This window comes from Microbacterium canaveralium, from assembly GCF_047238045.1.
Classification (GTDB): domain Bacteria; phylum Actinomycetota; class Actinomycetes; order Actinomycetales; family Microbacteriaceae; genus Microbacterium.
The window spans coordinates 2,581,990-2,599,416 of the sequence record NZ_JBDFMA010000003.1 but is presented as its reverse complement, the minus strand read 5'-3'; the positions used below and the strand labels follow the sequence as shown (position 1 = coordinate 2,599,416).

Here is a 17,427-nt window from a genome sequence, read left to right as displayed (position 1 = left end):
GGGGAGTGGGCTCAGCGCTCCGCGCGGGCGAGGTTCCGCTCGAGCTCGTCGCGGTCTTGGGGGATGCCGTATCCCGGGGTGTCGCGTTCGATGCGCCAACTGTCGGTCAGCGGACCGATGTTCACGGTGTCGAAGCCGAACTCGTCGTAGATGCGGGTGATCAGTGCGACGCCCTCGTCCGAGTCGCTCGCCGTCGCCAGCGCCCGGCGTCCCGGGGTGCCTGCGGGGGAGCCGGTCGTCAGGATCTCGGCGGCACCGATGTGGTTGAACGCCTTCACCACGGTGCTGTCCGGAAGGTGGTCCTGCAGCATCTGCGCGGTGGTGGTGCGCTTCTCGTCGAGCTCGGCGATGCGCCCGTCGCGCTCCCAGTAGTAGTTGTTGGTGTCGAGGACGGTCTTACCCCGCAGCGGCTCCACCGGAATGTCGCGGTAGGCCTTGAGGGGTACGGTCACGACCGCGATGTCCGCTGCCTCGGCGGCGTCCTGCGCCGTTGCGGCGCGCGCCCGGTCGCCGAGCGTCGCGACGAAGTCGGCGAGCGTCTCCGGCCCGCGTGAGTTCGCGATCACGACGTCGTACCCGTGATCCACGAAGCCCCGCGCGAGGGCCTGGCCGATGTTTCCTGCTCCGATGATTCCCACAGTGGTCATGCCCACGCCAACGACGGGGGACGAGGACGCATTCCGACAAAGGTAGAAGAAATGAGTTAGTTAGTTAGCATCCCTAGATATCACTGTCAAGAGCAAGCTAGGCTGAGGGCATGGGGGATACCTTCTCCTTGTCGCACCCTCGCGATTGTGGTCGCAGACCGGTGTTCGGGTCACCGTTCCGCTTGACCGGTGAGGGCGACGGCCCCCGGTGGACGCGGCTTCGGACCACCGGGGGCCGCTTTCTTTTCCGGCGAGGGTGCTGCCGGGACACGGCCGGGGGAGTGGAAGACTGATCCGTCGGTGGGTGTCGGCCCGCCGCGACCCCACCGCAAGGACTCCGCCTCCGTGATCGAACAGACCCGCCCGCCCCGCTCCGCCCGCTTCTACGCCGTCTGCATCGGCGTGGGTCTCCTCGCCGGTCTCATGTCCGGTCTGTTCGGGGTCGGCGGTGGCACGGTCATCGTCCCCCTCCTCGTGCTCCTGCTCGGGTTCGACCAGCGCTTCGCCGCGGGGACGTCGCTGGCGGCGATCGTTCCCACGGCCTCGGTCGGCGTCATCACCTACGCCGTCGACGGCCACGTGGCCTGGATCCCGGCGTTGATTCTCGCCGCCGGTGCGGTCGGTGGCGCGCAGATCGGCACGTGGCTGCTGCCCAAACTGTCGCAGACGGCGCTCCGGTGGGCGTTCGTGGCGTTCCTGGTCGCCGTCATCATCAGCCTGTACTTCGTGATCCCCTCGCGCGACGCCGAACTCGAACTCACGTGGATCACGGGCCCCGGCCTCCTCGTGCTCGGCGTCGTCACCGGCATCCTGGCCGGTCTCCTCGGTGTCGGCGGGGGGATCATCGTGGTCCCCGCGCTCTTGCTCCTCTTCGGTACGAGCGACCTCATCGCGCGCGGAACCTCGCTGCTCATGATGATCCCGACCGCGATCTCCGGAACCGTCGGCAACCTCCGCCGGTCGAACGTCGACCTCCGTGCCGCCGCGTGCGTCGGCATCGCCGCCTGCACGACGACCGCGCTCGGGGCGTCGCTCGCGAAGCTCGTCGACCCGTTCGTCGGCAACGTCCTGTTCTCCATCTTCCTCGTCTTCATCGCCGCGCAGATGGCGGTGAAGGCGGTTCGCGGCCGCCACCAGCGCTGAGCCGGCGGCGGGGCGGTCGGTAGACTTGACCGGTGCCCGTGAACCCCGAACTGGTCGGACGTGTCTTCCCGCCGACCGCTCCGTACCTCGTCGGCCGCGAGAAGGTTCGGGAGTTCGCCCGTGCCGTCTTCGCCGACGCCCCTGAGCATTCCGACCCCGCGGCCGCCCGCGCGCTCGGCTACGCCGACGTCGTCGCCCCGCCGACCTTCGCCATGGTCGTGCAAGACCTGACGCTCCAGCAGCTGCTCGGCGAACCGGACTCGGGCATCGAGCTGTCGCGTCTCGTCCACGCCGAGCAGCGTTTCCGCTACTCCCGGCCGATCGTCGCCGGAGACGAGCTCACGGCGACCCTGGCCGTGACCGGCATTCGGACTCTCGGGGGCAACGCGATGATCACGAGCGAAGCCGAGATCGTGGATGCCGAGGGCGCCCACGTCGTGACGACGACCAGCGTCCTGCTGGCCGGGGAGGCCGACGCATGAGCGCGTTCACCGTCGGAGATGTCATCGCCGAACGTTCCGTCCACCTGACCCGCGAGTCGCTCGTGCGGTATGCCGGCGCGTCCGGCGACTTCAACCCCATCCACTACCGCGACGATGTCGCCGCCGAGGTCGGACTGCCGGGCGTCCTCGCCCACGGCATGCTCACGATGGGCGTCGCCGTCGGCACGATCGCCGAGGCTCTCGGCGACACCGGCCGCATCCTCGAGTACGGCGTGCGCTTCACCCGGCCGGTGGTCGTCGACCCCACGGAGGGCGCCGACCTGCACGTCAGCGCGAAGGTGGGCGCCGTCGATGACGAGTCCGCCCGCATCGACCTCACCGTGACGCACGCGGGGACGACGGTGCTCGGCAAAGCGCAGGTGCGGGTGCGGCTGTCCTGATGCCGCACGTCAGCCCCATCCCGCTCTCCGAGCTCACGACGTTGCGCACGGGCGGTCTTCCCGGGCGCACGATCGAGGCCCGGACGGCCGACGAGTTCGTCTCCGTGCTCCGCGACCTGTGGGACGCGGGCGAGCCGTGGCTCGTCGTGGGCGGCGGGTCGAACATGTTCGTGGGGGATGAGCCGTTCGAGGGAACCGTCGTCCTCGTGCGAACCGCCGGAATCGAGGAGTTCCCCGGCTCGGGGCCCGACGGCGTCCGGCTGCGGGTGCAGGCCGGCCACGACTGGGACGATCTCGTCGCCGAGACCGTCGCCCGCGGGCTCGCGGGTATCGAGGCGATGTCGGGGATCCCCGGAACCGTCGGCGCCGCGCCCGTGCAGAACATCGGGGCCTACGGTCAGGAGATCGTGCAGACCCTCGTCGAGGTCGAGCTGCTCGACGAGGCCACCGGCGAGCTGTCCACGGTCCCGGCATCCGATCTGGGGCTCGGCTTCCGCACCTCGGTGCTGAAGCAGCACTACGGCTCGGTCGCCGAACGCCCGGCCGTCATCGTTTCGGTCACGCTCGAGCTCGAGCGAGTCGGTGACGGGGAGCGGCCGATCGCCGGCGCGCAGCTGCGCGGCGCCCTGGGACTCGAAGCCGATGCGACCGTCTCGCTGCGCTGGATCCGCGAGCACGTGCTCGCCACGCGGGCCCGTAAGGGCATGGTGCTCGACGACGAGGACCCCGACACGTGGAGCGCGGGGTCGTTCTTCCAGAACGCGATCGTCTCCGAGGCGTTCGCTCGGACGCTGCCCGACGAGTGCCCGCGCTGGCCGATGTCGCCCGTGCTGGATCCGGTGACCGTGATTCCGCTCGCGGCCTTCGACGGTGTGGTCCCCGCGCCCGTCGCCGAGCGTCGCGAGGTGAAGGTGAGTTCGGCGTGGCTCATCGAGCACGCAGGGCTGTCGCGCGGCTTCCGCTTCCCGCGCTCGCGCGCCGGGCTCTCGACCAAGCACACGCTGGCACTCACCAACCGCGGGGGCGCGACGGCCGCAGAGATCGCCGAGCTCGCGCGTTTCGTGCAGCAGCGCGTCCAGTCCGAGTTCGGTCTCGTGCTGCAGCCCGAGCCCGTCTTGGTCAACGTCGAGCTCTAGCCGGCGCTCACGCGCGGGAGCGCGTGAGCGCGGGAGCTAGGAGAACAAGCGCTGGAGGCGCTGGACGCCCTCCAGCAGCTCGGCGTCGCCGAGGGCGTACGACAGACGCAGGTAGCCGCTCGGACCGAACGCCTCGCCCGGCACCACCGCGACCTCGGCCTTCTCGAGGATGAGGTCGGCGAGTTCGAGCGAGGTCGTCGGCGTGACGCCGTCCCACTCGCGGTTCAAGAGCCCGCGGACGTCGGGGTAGACGTAGAACGCGCCGAGCGGGTTGGGCACCTCGACGCCGTCGATCTTCGCCAGCTCCGACACGATCAGGCGGCGGCGGCGGTCGAAGGCCTCGCGGAACTGCTCGGCCTCGTCCTGCGGACCGTTCAGCGCCGCGGCGGCGGCGATCTGAGCGACGTTGTTGACGTTGCTCGACAGGTGCGACTGCAGGTTGCCGGCGAGCTTGATGGCATCCGCCGGTCCGATCATCCAGCCCACGCGCCAGCCGGTCATCGCGTACGTCTTGGCGACGCCGTTCACGAGCAGCGTCTGGCCGGCCAGCTCGGGCACGGCCTCGACGATCGAGACCGCGCGGGCACCCTCGTAGGTGAGGTTCTGGTAGATCTCGTCGGTGATCACCCAGATGCCGTGCTCGAGGGCCCAGCGGCCGATCTCGGCGGTCTCTTCGGGCGTGTAGACCGAACCGGTGGGGTTCGAAGGCGACACGAAGACCAGGACGGTGGTCTTGTCGGTGCGGGCGGCCTCGAGCTGCGCGATGGTGACCTTGTAGTCCTGGTCGGCGCCGGCGAACACCTCCACGGGCACTCCCTCGGCGAGGGCGATCGCCTCGGGGTAGGTCGTCCAGTACGGCGCGGGCAGGAGCACCTCGTCGCCGGGGTTCACCACGGTCTGGAAGGCCTGGTACACCGCCTGCTTGCCGCCGTTGGTCACGATGATCTGCGACGGTGCGACCTCCAGGCCCGAGTCGCGCAGCGTCTTCGCGGCGATCGCCTCGCGCAGCACGGGGAGCCCGGCGGCGGGGGTGTAGCGGAAGTTGGCCGGGTTGTGCAGCGCTTCGGCCGCGGCATCCACGACGAACTGCGGGGTGGCGAAGTCCGGCTCGCCAGCCGCATAAGAGATGACGGGGCGGCCGGCGGCCTTGAGGGCCTTGGCCTTGGCGTCGACCTTGAGGGTCGCGGATTCGGCGATGGCGGAGAGCTTGCGGGAGAGCGGTGCGCGGTCGGTCACGGCACCGAGCCTACTCGGCGCGCCCGGGATGCCACGGGTCCCGGCGCGACCGCGGGGGTCACACGCTCGAGGAGAAGAGCACCCAGAGGCTCGGCAGGATGAGCAGGATGCCGAGGGAGAGACCGATGATGGAGAGAACGGGTCGGCGGCCGGCGCGGACGCGCAGGACGATGCCGATCGCCCCCACGGTCGCGGCGACGAGACCGAGGAACGCCATGATCGGCAACAGGACGATTCCGAGCCACCAGATCGCATTCATGCCCGGGGCGAGCCCGATGAGGAAGATCATGAGCGCCGGCAGCAGAATGAACGCCGCCAGGATGATCGCGACGATGCCGAAGCCGTCGCTCGCGCGCCGACCGGCCGGGGAGACAGAGGCCATGCGGTCACGGTAGCGCGTGGCGGGCGGCCTGTCGTCGGTGCGTTAGCGTGGCGTCGTGACAGTAGGGGCCCCGGAACGGACGCGTGTACATCGTCGGGGGCTCGGCATCCTGCTTCGGCTGGGGCTCGCGACCGCGATCGTCGGGGTGTCCACCGGTCTCGCCGTGCTGCTGCTCGTGTGGATCGTCCACACCGTCGAGCACCTCGTATGGGGGCACGAGGAGGGGCCGTTCCTCGATGGACTCGCCTCCCCGTCGGTGTGGTGGCTGCCGATCGCGACCGTCGGCGGGGCCGGTGTCGTCGCGGCGGTCGGCTGGTACCTGCTGCGCCGCTTCGGCCGTCGGATCGCGACGGTGGAGCAGGGCGTCGCGGGCGCCCCCATGCCGTGGTGGGAGACTCTCGCCGACACCGTGATCCAGGTGACGTCCGTCGCCCTGGGCGCCTCGATCGGCAAAGAGGTCGCTCCGCGGGAGCTCTCCGCCATGGCCGGGTCGAAGGTCGTGCGGTGGTTCCGCCTCGACGCGCGGTGGGGTCGCATCCTCATCGCCGCCGCCGCGGGCGCCGGTCTCGCCGCCGTCTACAACGTGCCGCTCGGGGGAGCGCTGTTCGCGATCGAGATCCTCCTCGCGCAGTTCAGCGTCGGGGCCGCGGTCGTCGCGCTCTCGGTGAGCGCCATCGCGACCGTCGTCGCGCGCCCGCTCGTCGGCGACGACTCGCTCTACCACGTGGCATCCGTCGACGTGAACGCGTCGCTCATCGTGGCGGCGATCCTCATCGGACCCCTCATGGGGTGGGGCGCGACGAGCTTCTCGGCCGCCACGTCGCTCCTGGCGAAGGTGCGACCGACGGGGTGGAAGCTGCTGGTCGCGCTGCCACTGACATTCGCCGCCGTCGGCGCGCTGGGCACCGTCTTCCCGCTGATCCTCGGCAACGGCCGTGCGCTCGCGACGGCCGGGTTCGACCTCACGCAGCCGGCTTTGCTCCTCCTCGCCCTCGCGGCGCTGAAGTACGTGGCCACCGCCGTCTCGCTCGGCTCGGGTGCCGTCGGCGGGACGCTGCAGCCCTCGGTCGCGATCGGCGCGAGCCTCGGTGCCGCGGCCGCCGCGGGCTGGGCGTTCGTCTGGCCGGGAGCGGATGCCACGGGCCTCGCGATCGTGGCGGCGGCGGCGTTCCTCGCCTCGAACATGCGCGCGCCGTTCACGGCGATCGTGCTCGTGATCGAGTTCACGAACACGGGGTTCGACCTCCTGCTGCCGATCTTCCTCGCCGTCGCCGGGTCACTCGCCGCGGCGCGGTTGACCTCGCGCGCGAGCCTGCGCCGGTTCGCGCCGCGCGATCCCGGGCGGGAGTGACGGCGCGTCGAGCCGGAGGCAGCGTACGGGCGTGACGAAGGGTCGGGGCGATACGGCCCCGACCCTTCGCCCCGGTCAGTCGAGGTACTTCGCGTACGCGGGGAGCGTCAGGAACGCCGGGAACTCCTCGCGCAGCGCGACCTCGCGGAACACCTCGGCGGCGTCGTCGAAGCGATCGCCGTCGAAGCGGGTCGCCCCGGCGAGCACGTCGCGCAGCAGCCCCTCGACGTACTCGCGGGTGATGCGGGTGCCGTCGTCGGTGGAGCGGTCCTGGTGGATCCACTGCCAGATCTGCGAGCGCGAGATCTCGGCGGTGGCCGCGTCCTCCATGAGGTCGTCGATCGCGACGGCCCCGAGGCCCCGCAGCCACGCCTCGATGTACCGGATCGCCACCGCGACGTTGCCGCGCACCCCGCCCGCGGTGATCGGTAGTCCGATCCGCAGGTCGAGCAGTTGCTCGGGGCGCACCTCGACGTCCTCGCGCAGCCGGTCGAGCTGGTTGATGCCGTCGCCGAACACCGCGTCGAACTCGGCGCGCGCCACCGGGATCAGGTCGGGGTGGGCCACCCACGTGCCGTCGAAGCCGTCGCCGGCCTCGCGGCGCTTGTCGGCCGCGACCTTCTCGAACGCGGCCTCGGTCACCTCGGGCTTGCGCCGGTTGGGGATGAAGGCGCTCATGCCGCCGATCGCGTAGGCGCCGCGCTTGTGGCACGTGCGCACGAGCAGCTCGGTGTAGGCCCGCATGAACGGCACCGTCATGGTCACTTCACTGCGGTCGGGTAGAACGAACCGGGCGCCGCGACCGCGGTACGTCTTGATGATCGAGAAGATGTAGTCCCACCGACCGGCGTTCAGCCCCGCGCAGTGGTCGCGGAGGGCGAAGAGGATCTCCTCCATCTCGAACGCCGCGGGCAGGGTCTCGATCAACACGGTCGCACGGATCGTGCCGTGGGGGAGTCCCAGGCGCTCCTCGGTGAAGGAGAACACGTCGTCCCACAGCCGTGCCTCATCGGCCGATTCGATCTTCGGCAGGTAGAAGTACGGTCCGCGGCCCGCCGCGATCAGCGCGTGGGCGTTGTGGAAGACGTAGAGCCCATAGTCCACGAGCGACCCGGATGCCGGCAGCTCCCGGCCCGCGCGATCGATCACGGTGATGTGCTTCTCGGGCAGGTGCCACCCGCGCGGACGCATCACGATCGTCGGCGTGCGCTCGGCGGTGACGCGGTACTCCTTGCCCTCGGGGCTCGTGTAGCTCAGCTGCCCGCGGATCGCGTCGAACAGCGAGAGCTGGCCGCCGATGACGTTGCGCCACGTGGGGGAGGTGGCATCCTCCTGGTCGGCCAGCCAGACCCGCGCGCCGGAGTTCAGCGCGTTGATGGTCATCTTCGGGTCGGTGGGGCCCGTGATCTCGACGCGGCGGTCCTCGAGGCCGGGACCGGCTCCGGCCACGCGCCACGACGGGTCGTCGCGGATGTGCGCGGTCTCGGAGCGGAAGTGCGGGTCGTCGCCGTTGCCGATCTCGAAGCGTCCGCGCAGGCGGGCGGCGAGGCGGTCGTGGCGGCGGCGGCCGAAACGGTCGTGCAGCTCGGTGAGGAAGGCGAGCGCGGCGGGGGTGAGGATCTCCCGGTCGCGGCCCTCGAGGGGACGCTCGATCCGCAGGTGCGGAGCGGGAGTGGATGCCGAGGGCTCCGGCATCCGTCGGCCGTCGGTGGGCGGGGAGTCGATGAGGGTCATGATGAGGTCTTTCTGTCGGTGTTGCGAACCGCGCGGGGAGGCATGTCCCGAAAGTGGTCACTCAGGCGGGGCGCGAGTGGCCACAAGTGGGACAGGGTCTGCGATAAGTGGGACGAGGTTCGCAAGGCGAGGGGTCAGTGGAACTGCGCGGTCTCGGTGGAGCCGGCGAGGGCGAGCGTGGCGCTGTCGGGGTTGAGCGCGGTCGAGACGACGTCGAAGTAGCCGGTGCCCGCCTCGCGCTGGTGCTTGGTGGCGGTGTAGCCGACGGCCTCGGCGGCGAACTCGGCCTCCTGCAGCTCGACGTACGCGCTCATGGCGCGTTCGGCGTAGCCGCGGGCGAGGTCGAACATCGAGTGGTTCACGGCGTGGAAGCCCGCGAGGGTGATGAACTGGAACGCGTATCCCATCGCGGCCAGGTCGGCCTGGAACGTCGCGATCTGCGCGTCGTCGAGATGACGCTTCCAGTTGAAGCTCGGCGAGCAGTTGTACGCGAGGAGCTTGCCCGGGTAACGGGCATGGATGGCCTCGGCGAAGGCGCGGGCGAGCTCGATGTCGGGCTCTCCCGTCTCGACCCAGATGAGGTCGGCGTAGGGGGCGAAGGCGAGACCGCGCGAGATGACGGCATCCAGGCCCGGACGCACCCGGTAGAAGCCCTCGCTCGTGCGCTCGCCGGTGAGGAACTCCGCGTCGCGCGGGTCGACGTCGCTGGTGAGCAGGTCGGCGGCGAGCGCGTCGGTGCGGGCGATGATGACCGTCGGCACGCCCGCGACGTCGGCGGCGAGCCGCGCCGCGTTGAGCGTGCGGATGTGCTGCTGCGTCGGCACGAGAACCTTGCCGCCGAGGTGGCCGCACTTCTTCTCGCTGGCGAGCTGGTCCTCCCAGTGGATGCCGGCCGCCCCCGCCTGGATGAGCGACTGCGCGAGTTCGTAGGCGTTGAGCGGACCGCCGAAGCCTGCCTCGGCGTCGGCGACGATCGGGGCGAGCCAGTCCCGCGTGATCTCGCCCTCGGCGCGCTCGATCTGGTCCTGACGGAGCAGCGCGTTGTTGATGCGGCGGACGACCGCCGGCACCGAGTTGGCGGGGTAGAGGCTCTGGTCGGGGTAGGTCTGCCCGGCGAGGTTGCCGTCGGCGGCGACCTGCCAGCCCGAGAGGTAGATGGCCTTGAGGCCCGCCCGCACCTGCTGCACGGCCTGGCCGCCGGTGTAGGCGCCGAGGGCGCGGACGTACTCCTCGGTGTGGAGGAGGTTCCAGAGGTTCTCCGCGCCACGGCGGGCGAGCGTGGACTCCTCGCGGACGCTGCCGCGGAGCCGGACGACGTCCTCGGCCGAGTAGGCGCGCTCGATGCCGTCCCAGCGGGGGTCGTTCTCCCACGCGGCGCGGATCTCATCGGCGGTCTCGGTCTGGTCGCCGGGGCGCAGGGGCGGCTGGGCGGGGGTGGCCTGGATCGTCATGTCGTCCTCCTTCGGGTGCGGGGCTTCGGTGCCCGTGGTGACCACTGTGGGCGAAGAAGCGCGGTCCATCTGAAGAATTCGGCTGTGAAGATTGCCCGTTCTTCTGTTCGAGTGAGATCATCCCGACATGGACACCGGAGTCTCCCTCACCGCCGCGGGCGCGGCATCCGACGATGAGGGTGTGGACACTCTCACGATCGGCAAACGCATCCGGCAGTTGCGCACGGCCCGCGGCATGACGCTCGACGACCTCGCCGCGGCGGTGGGTCGTGCGCCGAGCCAGATGTCGATGATCGAGAACGGGCGGCGCGAAGCGAAGCTCACGCTGCTTCAGGCGATCGCCCGCGCGCTGGGCTGCAAACTCGACCAGATCCTGGATGCCGAACCCCTCGACGCCCGCTCGACCCTCGAGCTGTCGGTGGAGCGGGCCATGCGCGGGCAGACCTTCCAAGCGCTCGGCATCGCGCCGTTCCGGGTGGGACGCGCGGTGCCCGACGAGGCGCTCGCGGCGATGCTCGCGCTGCAGGCCGAGATCGAACGCCTCCGTGAAGAGCGTTCGGCCACGCCCGAGGAGGCGCGGCGCGCGAACGTGGCGCTGCGACGCCTGATGCGCACGCAGGACAACCACTTCCCGGAGCTGGAGAAGGTGGCATCCGAGATGCTCGCCGCGATCGCCCACCCCGGCGGCCCGCTGACCCAGCGCGGGGCGAGCGACATCGCCGCGCACCTCGGCTTCTCGCTGCACTACGTTCCCGACCTGCCACCGTCGACCCGCAGCATCGCGGATGCCAGGAACGGGCGGCTCTACCTGTCGACGAAGGTCGCCAAGGGCGATCCCCGTGCGGCGGTGCTGCAGGCGCTGTCGAGCCGGATCCTGGGGCACGGCGAGCCGACCAGCTACGACGAGTTCCTGCGCCAGCGGGTCGAGACGAACTACCTCACCGGGGCGCTGCTCATGCCCGAGTCGCACGTCGTGTCGGCGCTCCGCGAGGCGAAGGAGCGGCGCACGATCAGCATCGAAGACCTGCGCGACGCGTACTCGGTGTCGTACGAGACCGCCGCGCACCGCTTCACCAACCTCGCCACCGTGCACCTCGGCATCCCGGTGCACTTCCTCAAGGTGCACGAGTCCGGCACGATCACCAAGGCCTACGAGAACGACGACGTGAACTTCCCCACCGATCGGCTCGGATCGATCGAGGGGCAGATGTGCTGCCGGCGGTGGACGAGCCGCGTCGTCTTCGACGAGGACGACCTTTTCAACCCGTACTACCAGTACACCGACACCGGAAACGGCACGTACTGGTGCACCGCGCGGGTGGAGCAGTCCAGCGAGGGAGCGCACTCGGTGAGCGTCGGCGTGCGGTTCGACGACACGAAGTGGTTCCGCGGTCGCGACACCCCCAACCGCGGGGTCTCCCGCCACGCGGTCGAGACGTGCTGCCGACGCGCGCCCGCCGACCTCGAAGCGGCGTGGCGCGGGCAGGCGTGGCCCAACGTGCGGACCCCGAGGACGCTGCTCGCGACCCTGCCGACGGGCGCCTTCCCCGGCGTGGACACCACGGAGATGTACGAGTTCCTGCAGGCGCACGCGCCGCAGTGACGCGCGCCGTTCAGCGTCGCGGCCGCGCCCAGTGCACACATTCGGGTCGAGCGCACACGAACGGGACGCCCGGAACGTGTGTGCTCGACCCGAACGTGTGCGCTCGCGGGGTGCGAGGAGCGCTTCGGGACGGGATGGGGCGATGGGTTGCGAAAAAACCTCACACATGCAAGGTTTTTGACACCGACTCCGTCCCCCCGGAGCGCTTTCGATGAGGAGAGCCGTCATGAAGCACACCCGCTCAACAACCATCGCGATCGTCGGACTCGTCGTCGGCGGACTCACCGTCGCGTCGCCCGCCGCCGCCGCGCCGCCTGGGCCGGCGTCGCCGCCCCCGCACGCGGGACCGCCCGCTCATGCCGGGCCCGGTGCGCGCGATCTCCAGCGCTACGCCGAGGACACCTGGGCCTCGATGGCCGCGATGGCCCACCCGGCGACGGGCCTCCCGGATGACAACATCGGGGGAGACCTGGACCCGGCGACGGCATCCGGCTACACCTCGCCGACCAACATCGGCGGCTACCTGTGGTCGACCGTGACCGCGCGCGACCTCGGCATCGTCGGCGCCGACGAGGCGCGCGAGCGCCTCACCGCCACGGTGTCGACCCTCGAGCGCATGGAGCGCAACGACGGCAGCGGCATGTACTACAACTGGTACGCGCCCGAGACCGGCGCGAAGCTCGACATCTTCCCCACCTCGGGCGAGGTCATCCACCCGTTCCTCAGCACCGTCGACAACGGCTGGCTCGCCGCGGCGCTCCGCATCGTCCGCGAGGCCGAGCCGACGCTCGCCGACCGCGCCGACGCGCTGTACGAGTCGATGGACTTCTCGGCGTTCTTCGACTCCGCCGGAGCGCCCGGGCTGCCCGCCGGCACCAACCGTGGTGGCTTCTGGGAGGAGCCTCCGGGCGACGGCTGTGCGGTCCCGGCCCCGATGTACAACGGCAGCGGTGAGGAGGCCTTCTATACCTGCCACCACTACGACACCACCGTGAGCGAGAGTCGCATCGCGACGTACCTCGGCATCGCGCAGGGTGGCATCCCGGCCACCGCCCTGTCCGGCACTCATCGCACGATGCCCGCCGGCTGCGACTGGGCGTGGCAGGAGCAGCTGCCGACCGGCGAGACGCGCACCTACGACGGCGTCGACGTGTACGAGGGCGTGTACGCGTACGAGGGCATGTCGTTCGTGCCGAGCTGGGGCGGCAGCATGTTCGAAGCGCTCATGCCCGATCTGCTCGTTCCCGAGACCGCCTGGGGGCCGCACTCGTGGGCGCTCAATCACCCGATCACCGTCGAGGTGCAGAAGCGCCACGGCCTCGACGAGGCCGGCTACGGCTACTGGGGCTTCTCTCCCGCCAGCAACCCTTTCGGCGGCTACAGCGAGTACGGCGTCGACATCGCCGGCATCCGTTCTGACGGCTACACCTCGGATGCCGAGAAGACCGACGTCGACATCGACCGCCCCGGCTGCACGACCGGAACGAACCCCGACCCGACCTTCGGCGACGGCGTCGTGACGCCGCACGCCTCTTTCCTGGCCTTGCCGTACGACCGCGCGGGCGTGCTGAAGAACCTCCGCGGTATCGAGAAGAAGCTCGGCGCCTACGGCCCGGGCGGTTTCTACGATGCCGTCGCGGTGAAGAGCGACACGGTCGCGAAGCGCTACCTTTCGCTCGATCAGTCGATGATCATGGCGGCGATAGGAAACGCCCTGACCCGGGACACCCTCAAGGGTTACTTCGTCGACGACGAGCTCGAGCAGCGGCTGCGCCCCGCGATGGAGCAGCAGGTGTTCGGTTCGTCCTGGGGCGCGCGACACCCCTGACCATCCGTCCAGCCGATGCCCGGTACCCTCGCGGGACCGGGCATCGGTGCGTGCGGAAGGAGACGGATGACGGACGAGGGGATGCCGCGCGCCCCACGCGGGAGCTACCCGAAGGGTCTCCAGCGGCGCCAGCGCATCGTCGACGAGGCCATGGTCGTCTTCGCGCGGTCGGGGGTGACCAGCGGATCGCTGCGCGAGGTCGCCAAGCGTGTCGGGCTCACACCTGCGGGGCTTCTGCACCACTTCGCGACGAAGGAGGAACTGTTCGCCGAGGTGCTGCGTCAGCGCGACGAGAGCGTCCGCGCCGCGGCCGGCGATCCGTCCGCCCACACCCTCGTCGAGCAGATGGGCAAAGTCGTCGCCCACAACGCCACGGCCCGCGGGCTCACCGCGCTCTACACGGTGGTCGTCGCCGAGGCGAGCGACCCCGAGCATCCCTCGCACGCCGCGTTCGCCGCCCGCTACCGCGACAGTGCCGTGCGCGCCGCCGAGCTGCTGCGCGCGGGGCAGGCCGCCGGGGAGGTGCGCCGCGACATCGACCCCGACCGGGCCGCCCGGCTCCTCAGTGCCGTGATGGACGGCCTGCAGCAGCAGTGGCTCCTCGACGACTCGGTCGACATGACGGCCCACTTCGCCGAGTTCGTCCGGGGGTACCTCCAGCCCCCGGCCTGACGTCCCGGCATTCGGTCCCGTGCCGCTCGGGCGTTCGTGAACGTCGAGTGCACACGAACGGGTCGAGCGCGCCCGTTCGGGTCGGCCGCGTCGTGTGCGCTCGGCCCGATCGTGTGCCTTCGGCGGGCGACGGGTTGCCGACGGGGAAGTTATGCGCTTAAACTGGGCGGGACACCGCGCCCGATGTGGGGCGCCCGTTCGAGGAGGAACACGATGAGAATGACCCGATGGGGCGCCGTCGCCGTCGTCGCGGCGGCCGCGATCGCGCTGACCGGGTGCGGACGCACCTCCGATTCCGGCCCCGGTGCCGCCGACGCCACGACGATCGGTGACGCCAAGGCCGAGGGCACGCTCACGATGTGGGCGATGGGGGCCGAAGGTGAGGCACTGCCCGAGTTCGTGAAGACGTTCGAAGAGGCGAACCCCGGCGTCACCGTCGAGGTCACGCCGGTTCCGTGGGATGCCGCGTACAGCAAGTTCCAGACCGCCATCGCCGGCGGCAACACCCCCGACCTCGCGATGGTCGGCTCGACTTGGATGGCGGACTTCGGTGACGCGCTGCAGACCGTGCCCACCGATCTCTCCACCGACGGCATCTTCCCCGGCGCGATCGACTCGACGAAGATCGACGACCGCGCGACCGGCGTGCCGTGGTACGTCGACACGCGCGTGCTCTACTACCGCACCGACATCGCGGCTCAGGCCGGCTGGAGCACGGCGCCCACCACGTGGGACGAGCTGAAGCAGATGGCCGCCGACATGCAGTCGAAGGGCGGCGCCGACTTCGGCATCCGTCTCCCCGCCGGCAACGACTCGTTCCAGGGCAACCTGTGGATGCCGTGGTCCAACGGCGCTGAGCTGGAGGACGGCTCGACCTGGACCCTGGACACCCCCGAGACCGTCGAGGCGCTCGAGTACTACCAGAGCTTCTACACCGACGGCATCGCCAACCCCGCCGCCGATCGCTCGGCCGGGGCCCAGGAGGCGGACTTCGTCTCGGGCGACACGCCCATGTTCATCGACGGACCGGCGTTCATCGGTCTGCTCAACGACCTCGGCGGGGAGGGCTTCGGCGACAAGATCTCGACCGCCGTGCTGCCGGCGAAGGAGTCGTCCACCTCGTTCAGCGGCGGGGCGAACCTGGCCGTGTTCGACAACTCCGACAACGCCGCCAGCGCATGGAAGCTCGTGCAGTGGCTGACCGAGCCCGAAACGCAGGCCGCCTGGTACGAGGCGACGGGCGACCTTCCGGCCGTCCAGGACGCCTGGAAGTCCGACGCCCTGGCGTCGTCCGCGACCCTCGCCGCCTTCGGTACGCAGCTCGAGACAGCCAAGTCGGTGCCCGCCGTCACCACCTGGGTGCAGGTCGCCGCGGCCGGCGACGCGATGCTGGAGAAGATCCGCCTCGGGCAGCAGAGTCCCGCTGACGGCCTGAAGGAACTCCAGGCCACCGCTGACCAGCTGGGTCTGGGCTGAGGCCATGACGCAGGCAGTCGTGGGCGCGACCGGACGGGCTCCGGCCCCCGGTCGCGCCCGCGCCGGCGGGGCGTCGAGCCGCCGCCGGCGTCAGGGATGGGTCGCGTGGGGCTTCGCCCTGCCGTTCGTCGCGGTCTTCGCGGCGTTCATGGTCGTGCCGATCGTGGGCTCCTTCGCCATGTCGTTCACCGACTTCACGGCGCGCGACATCCGCTCGCCGTTCGCGGTGAACTTCATCGGGCTCGACCAGTACCTCTCGGTGCTGGGCGACCCGGTGTTCCTCACGTCGCTCGGGGTGACCGCGACGTTCGTGGTCGTCGGCATCCCGGTGACCATGGCCGTCGCCCTCGCGCTCGCGCTGGCGCTGAACTCCAGCGGCGGACGTCTCGTGTCGATCCTGCGCGTGGGCTTCTACGCCCCCGTCGTGACGAGCATCGTGGCGGTCGCGGTGGTGTGGCGCTACATCCTGCAGCCCGAGGGGCTGTTGAACTCGGCGCTGGCGGTCTTCGGCATCCAGGGGCCGGACTGGCTCAACGACACCTCGACGGCGCTCCCGTCGCTCATCGCAATGGCGGTCTGGCGCAACGTCGGCACGCTCATGGTGATCTTCCTCGCGGGGCTTCAGGCGATCCCCACCGACGTCAAGGAAGCCGCCCTGATGGACGGCGCCTCGTCGTGGCGACGTCTGACCTCGGTCACGCTGCCGCTGCTGCGTCCCACGCTGCTGCTCGGAGCCGTGCTGATCTCGGTCGGGTTCCTGCAGTTCTTCGAGGAGGCGTTCGTGATGACGCAGGGCGGCCCCCTCAACTCCACTCTCTCGGTGGCCTATTACACGTTCAAGCAGTTCGGCTTCGGGCAGTACGGCACGGCATCCGCCGCCAGCTACCTGCTGTTCCTCGCGATCGCGCTGCTCAGCCTGCTGCAGTTCCGTCTGCTGCGCTCGAAGGATTGAGGGAGGATGCCATGACACTCACGTCCCCCGCGGCTCCGGCCGTCGTCACCGAAACCGCGGAGCCTCCGCGCCGACGCCGTCGCTCCGAGAACCGCCTCGGCCCGGGCCGCGCTCTCACCCTCACCGTGCTCGTCGTCGGGGTCCTGGTGTGGATGCTGCCCTTCGCCTGGATGCTGCTCGGATCGGTGAAGACCCAACGCGAGATCCTGCAGCGCCCGCCGACGTGGTGGCCGCAGCAGTTCACGTGGGAGAACTTCGCCGCGTGGTTCGGACAGCTCAACTTCGGCCAGTTCTTCGGCAACAGCGTGTTCGTGGCATTGGTCACCGTGGCCGGCAACCTCGTGTTCTGCTCGATGGTCGGCTACGCGCTGGCGAAGATGGACTTCCCCGGCAAGAAGGCCCTGTTCGTCGTCGTCATGGTGACGCTCATGGTGCCCGGGGTCGTCACGTTCGTCCCGCTGTTCGTGATGGTGTCGTCACTCGGCCTGGTCGACACGTACGCGGCGCTGATCCTGCCGTTCGTCACGACCCCGCTGGGCGTGTTCCTCATGCGGCAGTTCATGCTCGGCATCCCCGATCCCCTCCTCGAGGCCGCGCGCATCGACGGAGCGGGGGAGCTGCGGATCTTCGCCCGCATCGTGATGCCCCTGTGCGGGCCGCCGCTCGCGACGCTCGGGATCCTGACGTTCCTGGCGTCGTGGAACAACTTCCTCTGGCCCCTCGTCGCGGCGCAGACCGAGGGGAAGTACACGCTCCCGGTCGCCCTGTCGCTCTACTCCACGGGGCAGAACGCCACCGACTACGGCCTGCTGCTGGCCGGTTCGGTGCTCGTGATCGCGCCGATCATCCTGCTGTTCGTCTTCCTTCAGCGGTACTTCATCCAGGGCATCGCCGCCACCGGACTGAAGTGACCCGCGACCGATCCGAAAGGAT

Annotated in this window: 16 protein-coding genes; 11 read left to right on the top strand and 5 right to left on the bottom strand. The window is 70.3% G+C overall.

Features of this window, described 5'->3' with window-relative positions:
- Positions 1-11: 11 nt before the first annotated feature.
- The gene (locus ABC271_RS13410) at positions 12-647 is read right to left on the bottom strand and encodes an NADPH-dependent F420 reductase (protein WP_412925337.1); all 636 of its coding nucleotides are present in this window, start codon (positions 645-647) and stop codon (positions 12-14) included.
- 345 nt (positions 648-992) lie between these two features.
- Here ABC271_RS13410 and ABC271_RS13405 point away from each other — a divergent pair, with 345 nt between their 5' ends.
- The 4 genes from ABC271_RS13405 to ABC271_RS13390 are packed head-to-tail and all read left to right on the top strand — an operon-like array spanning position 993 to position 3,809.
- The gene (locus tag ABC271_RS13405; RefSeq protein WP_412925336.1) at positions 993-1,790 is read left to right on the top strand and encodes a sulfite exporter TauE/SafE family protein; all 798 of its coding nucleotides are present in this window, start codon (positions 993-995) and stop codon (positions 1,788-1,790) included.
- Between the two features lie 32 nt (positions 1,791-1,822).
- A complete protein-coding gene (locus ABC271_RS13400; RefSeq protein ID WP_412925335.1) occupies positions 1,823-2,272 on the top strand; it encodes an FAS1-like dehydratase domain-containing protein in 450 nt (149 codons plus the stop codon).
- Positions 2,269-2,673 carry a MaoC/PaaZ C-terminal domain-containing protein gene (locus ABC271_RS13395; protein WP_412925334.1) on the top strand — a complete coding sequence of 135 codons (405 nt, stop codon included), beginning with the start codon at positions 2,269-2,271 and terminating at the stop codon, positions 2,671-2,673. The genes ABC271_RS13400 and ABC271_RS13395 overlap by 4 nt, the downstream gene beginning before the upstream one ends.
- Positions 2,673-3,809 (top strand): UDP-N-acetylmuramate dehydrogenase, encoded by a 1,137-nt coding sequence (locus ABC271_RS13390; RefSeq protein WP_412925333.1) that lies wholly within the window; start codon positions 2,673-2,675, stop codon positions 3,807-3,809. Before ABC271_RS13395 ends, ABC271_RS13390 begins: the two co-directional genes overlap by 1 nt.
- A gap of 36 nt (positions 3,810-3,845) precedes the next feature.
- Here ABC271_RS13390 and ABC271_RS13385 read toward each other — a convergent pair whose 3' ends face one another.
- Both ABC271_RS13385 and ABC271_RS13380 read right to left on the bottom strand, forming a co-directional pair.
- Entirely contained in the window at positions 3,846-5,045 is a 1,200-nt protein-coding gene (locus ABC271_RS13385; protein WP_412925332.1) for a pyridoxal phosphate-dependent aminotransferase, read from the bottom strand.
- Positions 5,046-5,103: 58 nt separating this feature from the next.
- Positions 5,104-5,427: a hypothetical protein gene (locus tag ABC271_RS13380; RefSeq protein ID WP_412925331.1), complete on the bottom strand. Its 324-nt coding sequence runs from the start codon at positions 5,425-5,427 to the stop codon at positions 5,104-5,106.
- Positions 5,428-5,482: 55 nt separating this feature from the next.
- On the opposite strand from ABC271_RS13380, the gene ABC271_RS13375 reads away from it, so the two are divergent.
- Complete coding sequence (locus ABC271_RS13375; protein ID WP_412925330.1) at positions 5,483-6,778, top strand: chloride channel protein; 1,296 nt, start codon at positions 5,483-5,485, stop codon at positions 6,776-6,778.
- A 75-nt stretch (positions 6,779-6,853) separates the two neighbouring features.
- Here ABC271_RS13375 and aceB read toward each other — a convergent pair whose 3' ends face one another.
- Both aceB and aceA read right to left on the bottom strand, forming a co-directional pair.
- Positions 6,854-8,512, bottom strand: coding sequence for a malate synthase A (gene aceB / locus ABC271_RS13370; RefSeq protein ID WP_412925329.1), 1,659 nt, complete (start codon positions 8,510-8,512; stop codon positions 6,854-6,856).
- Between the two features lie 134 nt (positions 8,513-8,646).
- On the bottom strand, positions 8,647-9,963 hold the full coding sequence (gene aceA / locus ABC271_RS13365; protein ID WP_412925328.1) for an isocitrate lyase: 1,317 nt from the start codon (positions 9,961-9,963) through the stop codon (positions 8,647-8,649).
- Positions 9,964-10,090: 127 nt separating this feature from the next.
- Here aceA and ABC271_RS13360 point away from each other — a divergent pair, with 127 nt between their 5' ends.
- The 6 genes from ABC271_RS13360 (at position 10,091) to ABC271_RS13335 (ending at position 17,405) form a co-directional block, all read left to right on the top strand.
- Positions 10,091-11,566: a helix-turn-helix domain-containing protein gene (locus ABC271_RS13360; RefSeq protein ID WP_412925327.1), complete on the top strand. Its 1,476-nt coding sequence runs from the start codon at positions 10,091-10,093 to the stop codon at positions 11,564-11,566.
- A 226-nt stretch (positions 11,567-11,792) separates the two neighbouring features.
- Complete coding sequence (locus tag ABC271_RS13355; RefSeq protein WP_412925326.1) at positions 11,793-13,394, top strand: glucoamylase family protein; 1,602 nt, start codon at positions 11,793-11,795, stop codon at positions 13,392-13,394.
- A gap of 66 nt (positions 13,395-13,460) precedes the next feature.
- Positions 13,461-14,066, top strand: coding sequence for a TetR/AcrR family transcriptional regulator (locus ABC271_RS13350; protein WP_412925325.1), 606 nt, complete (start codon positions 13,461-13,463; stop codon positions 14,064-14,066).
- 213 nt (positions 14,067-14,279) lie between these two features.
- Positions 14,280-15,542: an extracellular solute-binding protein gene (locus ABC271_RS13345; protein ID WP_412925324.1), complete on the top strand. Its 1,263-nt coding sequence runs from the start codon at positions 14,280-14,282 to the stop codon at positions 15,540-15,542.
- 4 nt (positions 15,543-15,546) lie between these two features.
- Positions 15,547-16,494: a carbohydrate ABC transporter permease gene (locus tag ABC271_RS13340; protein WP_412925322.1), complete on the top strand. Its 948-nt coding sequence runs from the start codon at positions 15,547-15,549 to the stop codon at positions 16,492-16,494.
- An 11-nt stretch (positions 16,495-16,505) separates the two neighbouring features.
- Complete coding sequence (locus ABC271_RS13335) at positions 16,506-17,405, top strand: carbohydrate ABC transporter permease (protein WP_412925321.1); 900 nt, start codon at positions 16,506-16,508, stop codon at positions 17,403-17,405.
- The last annotated feature ends 22 nt before the right edge of the window (positions 17,406-17,427 follow it).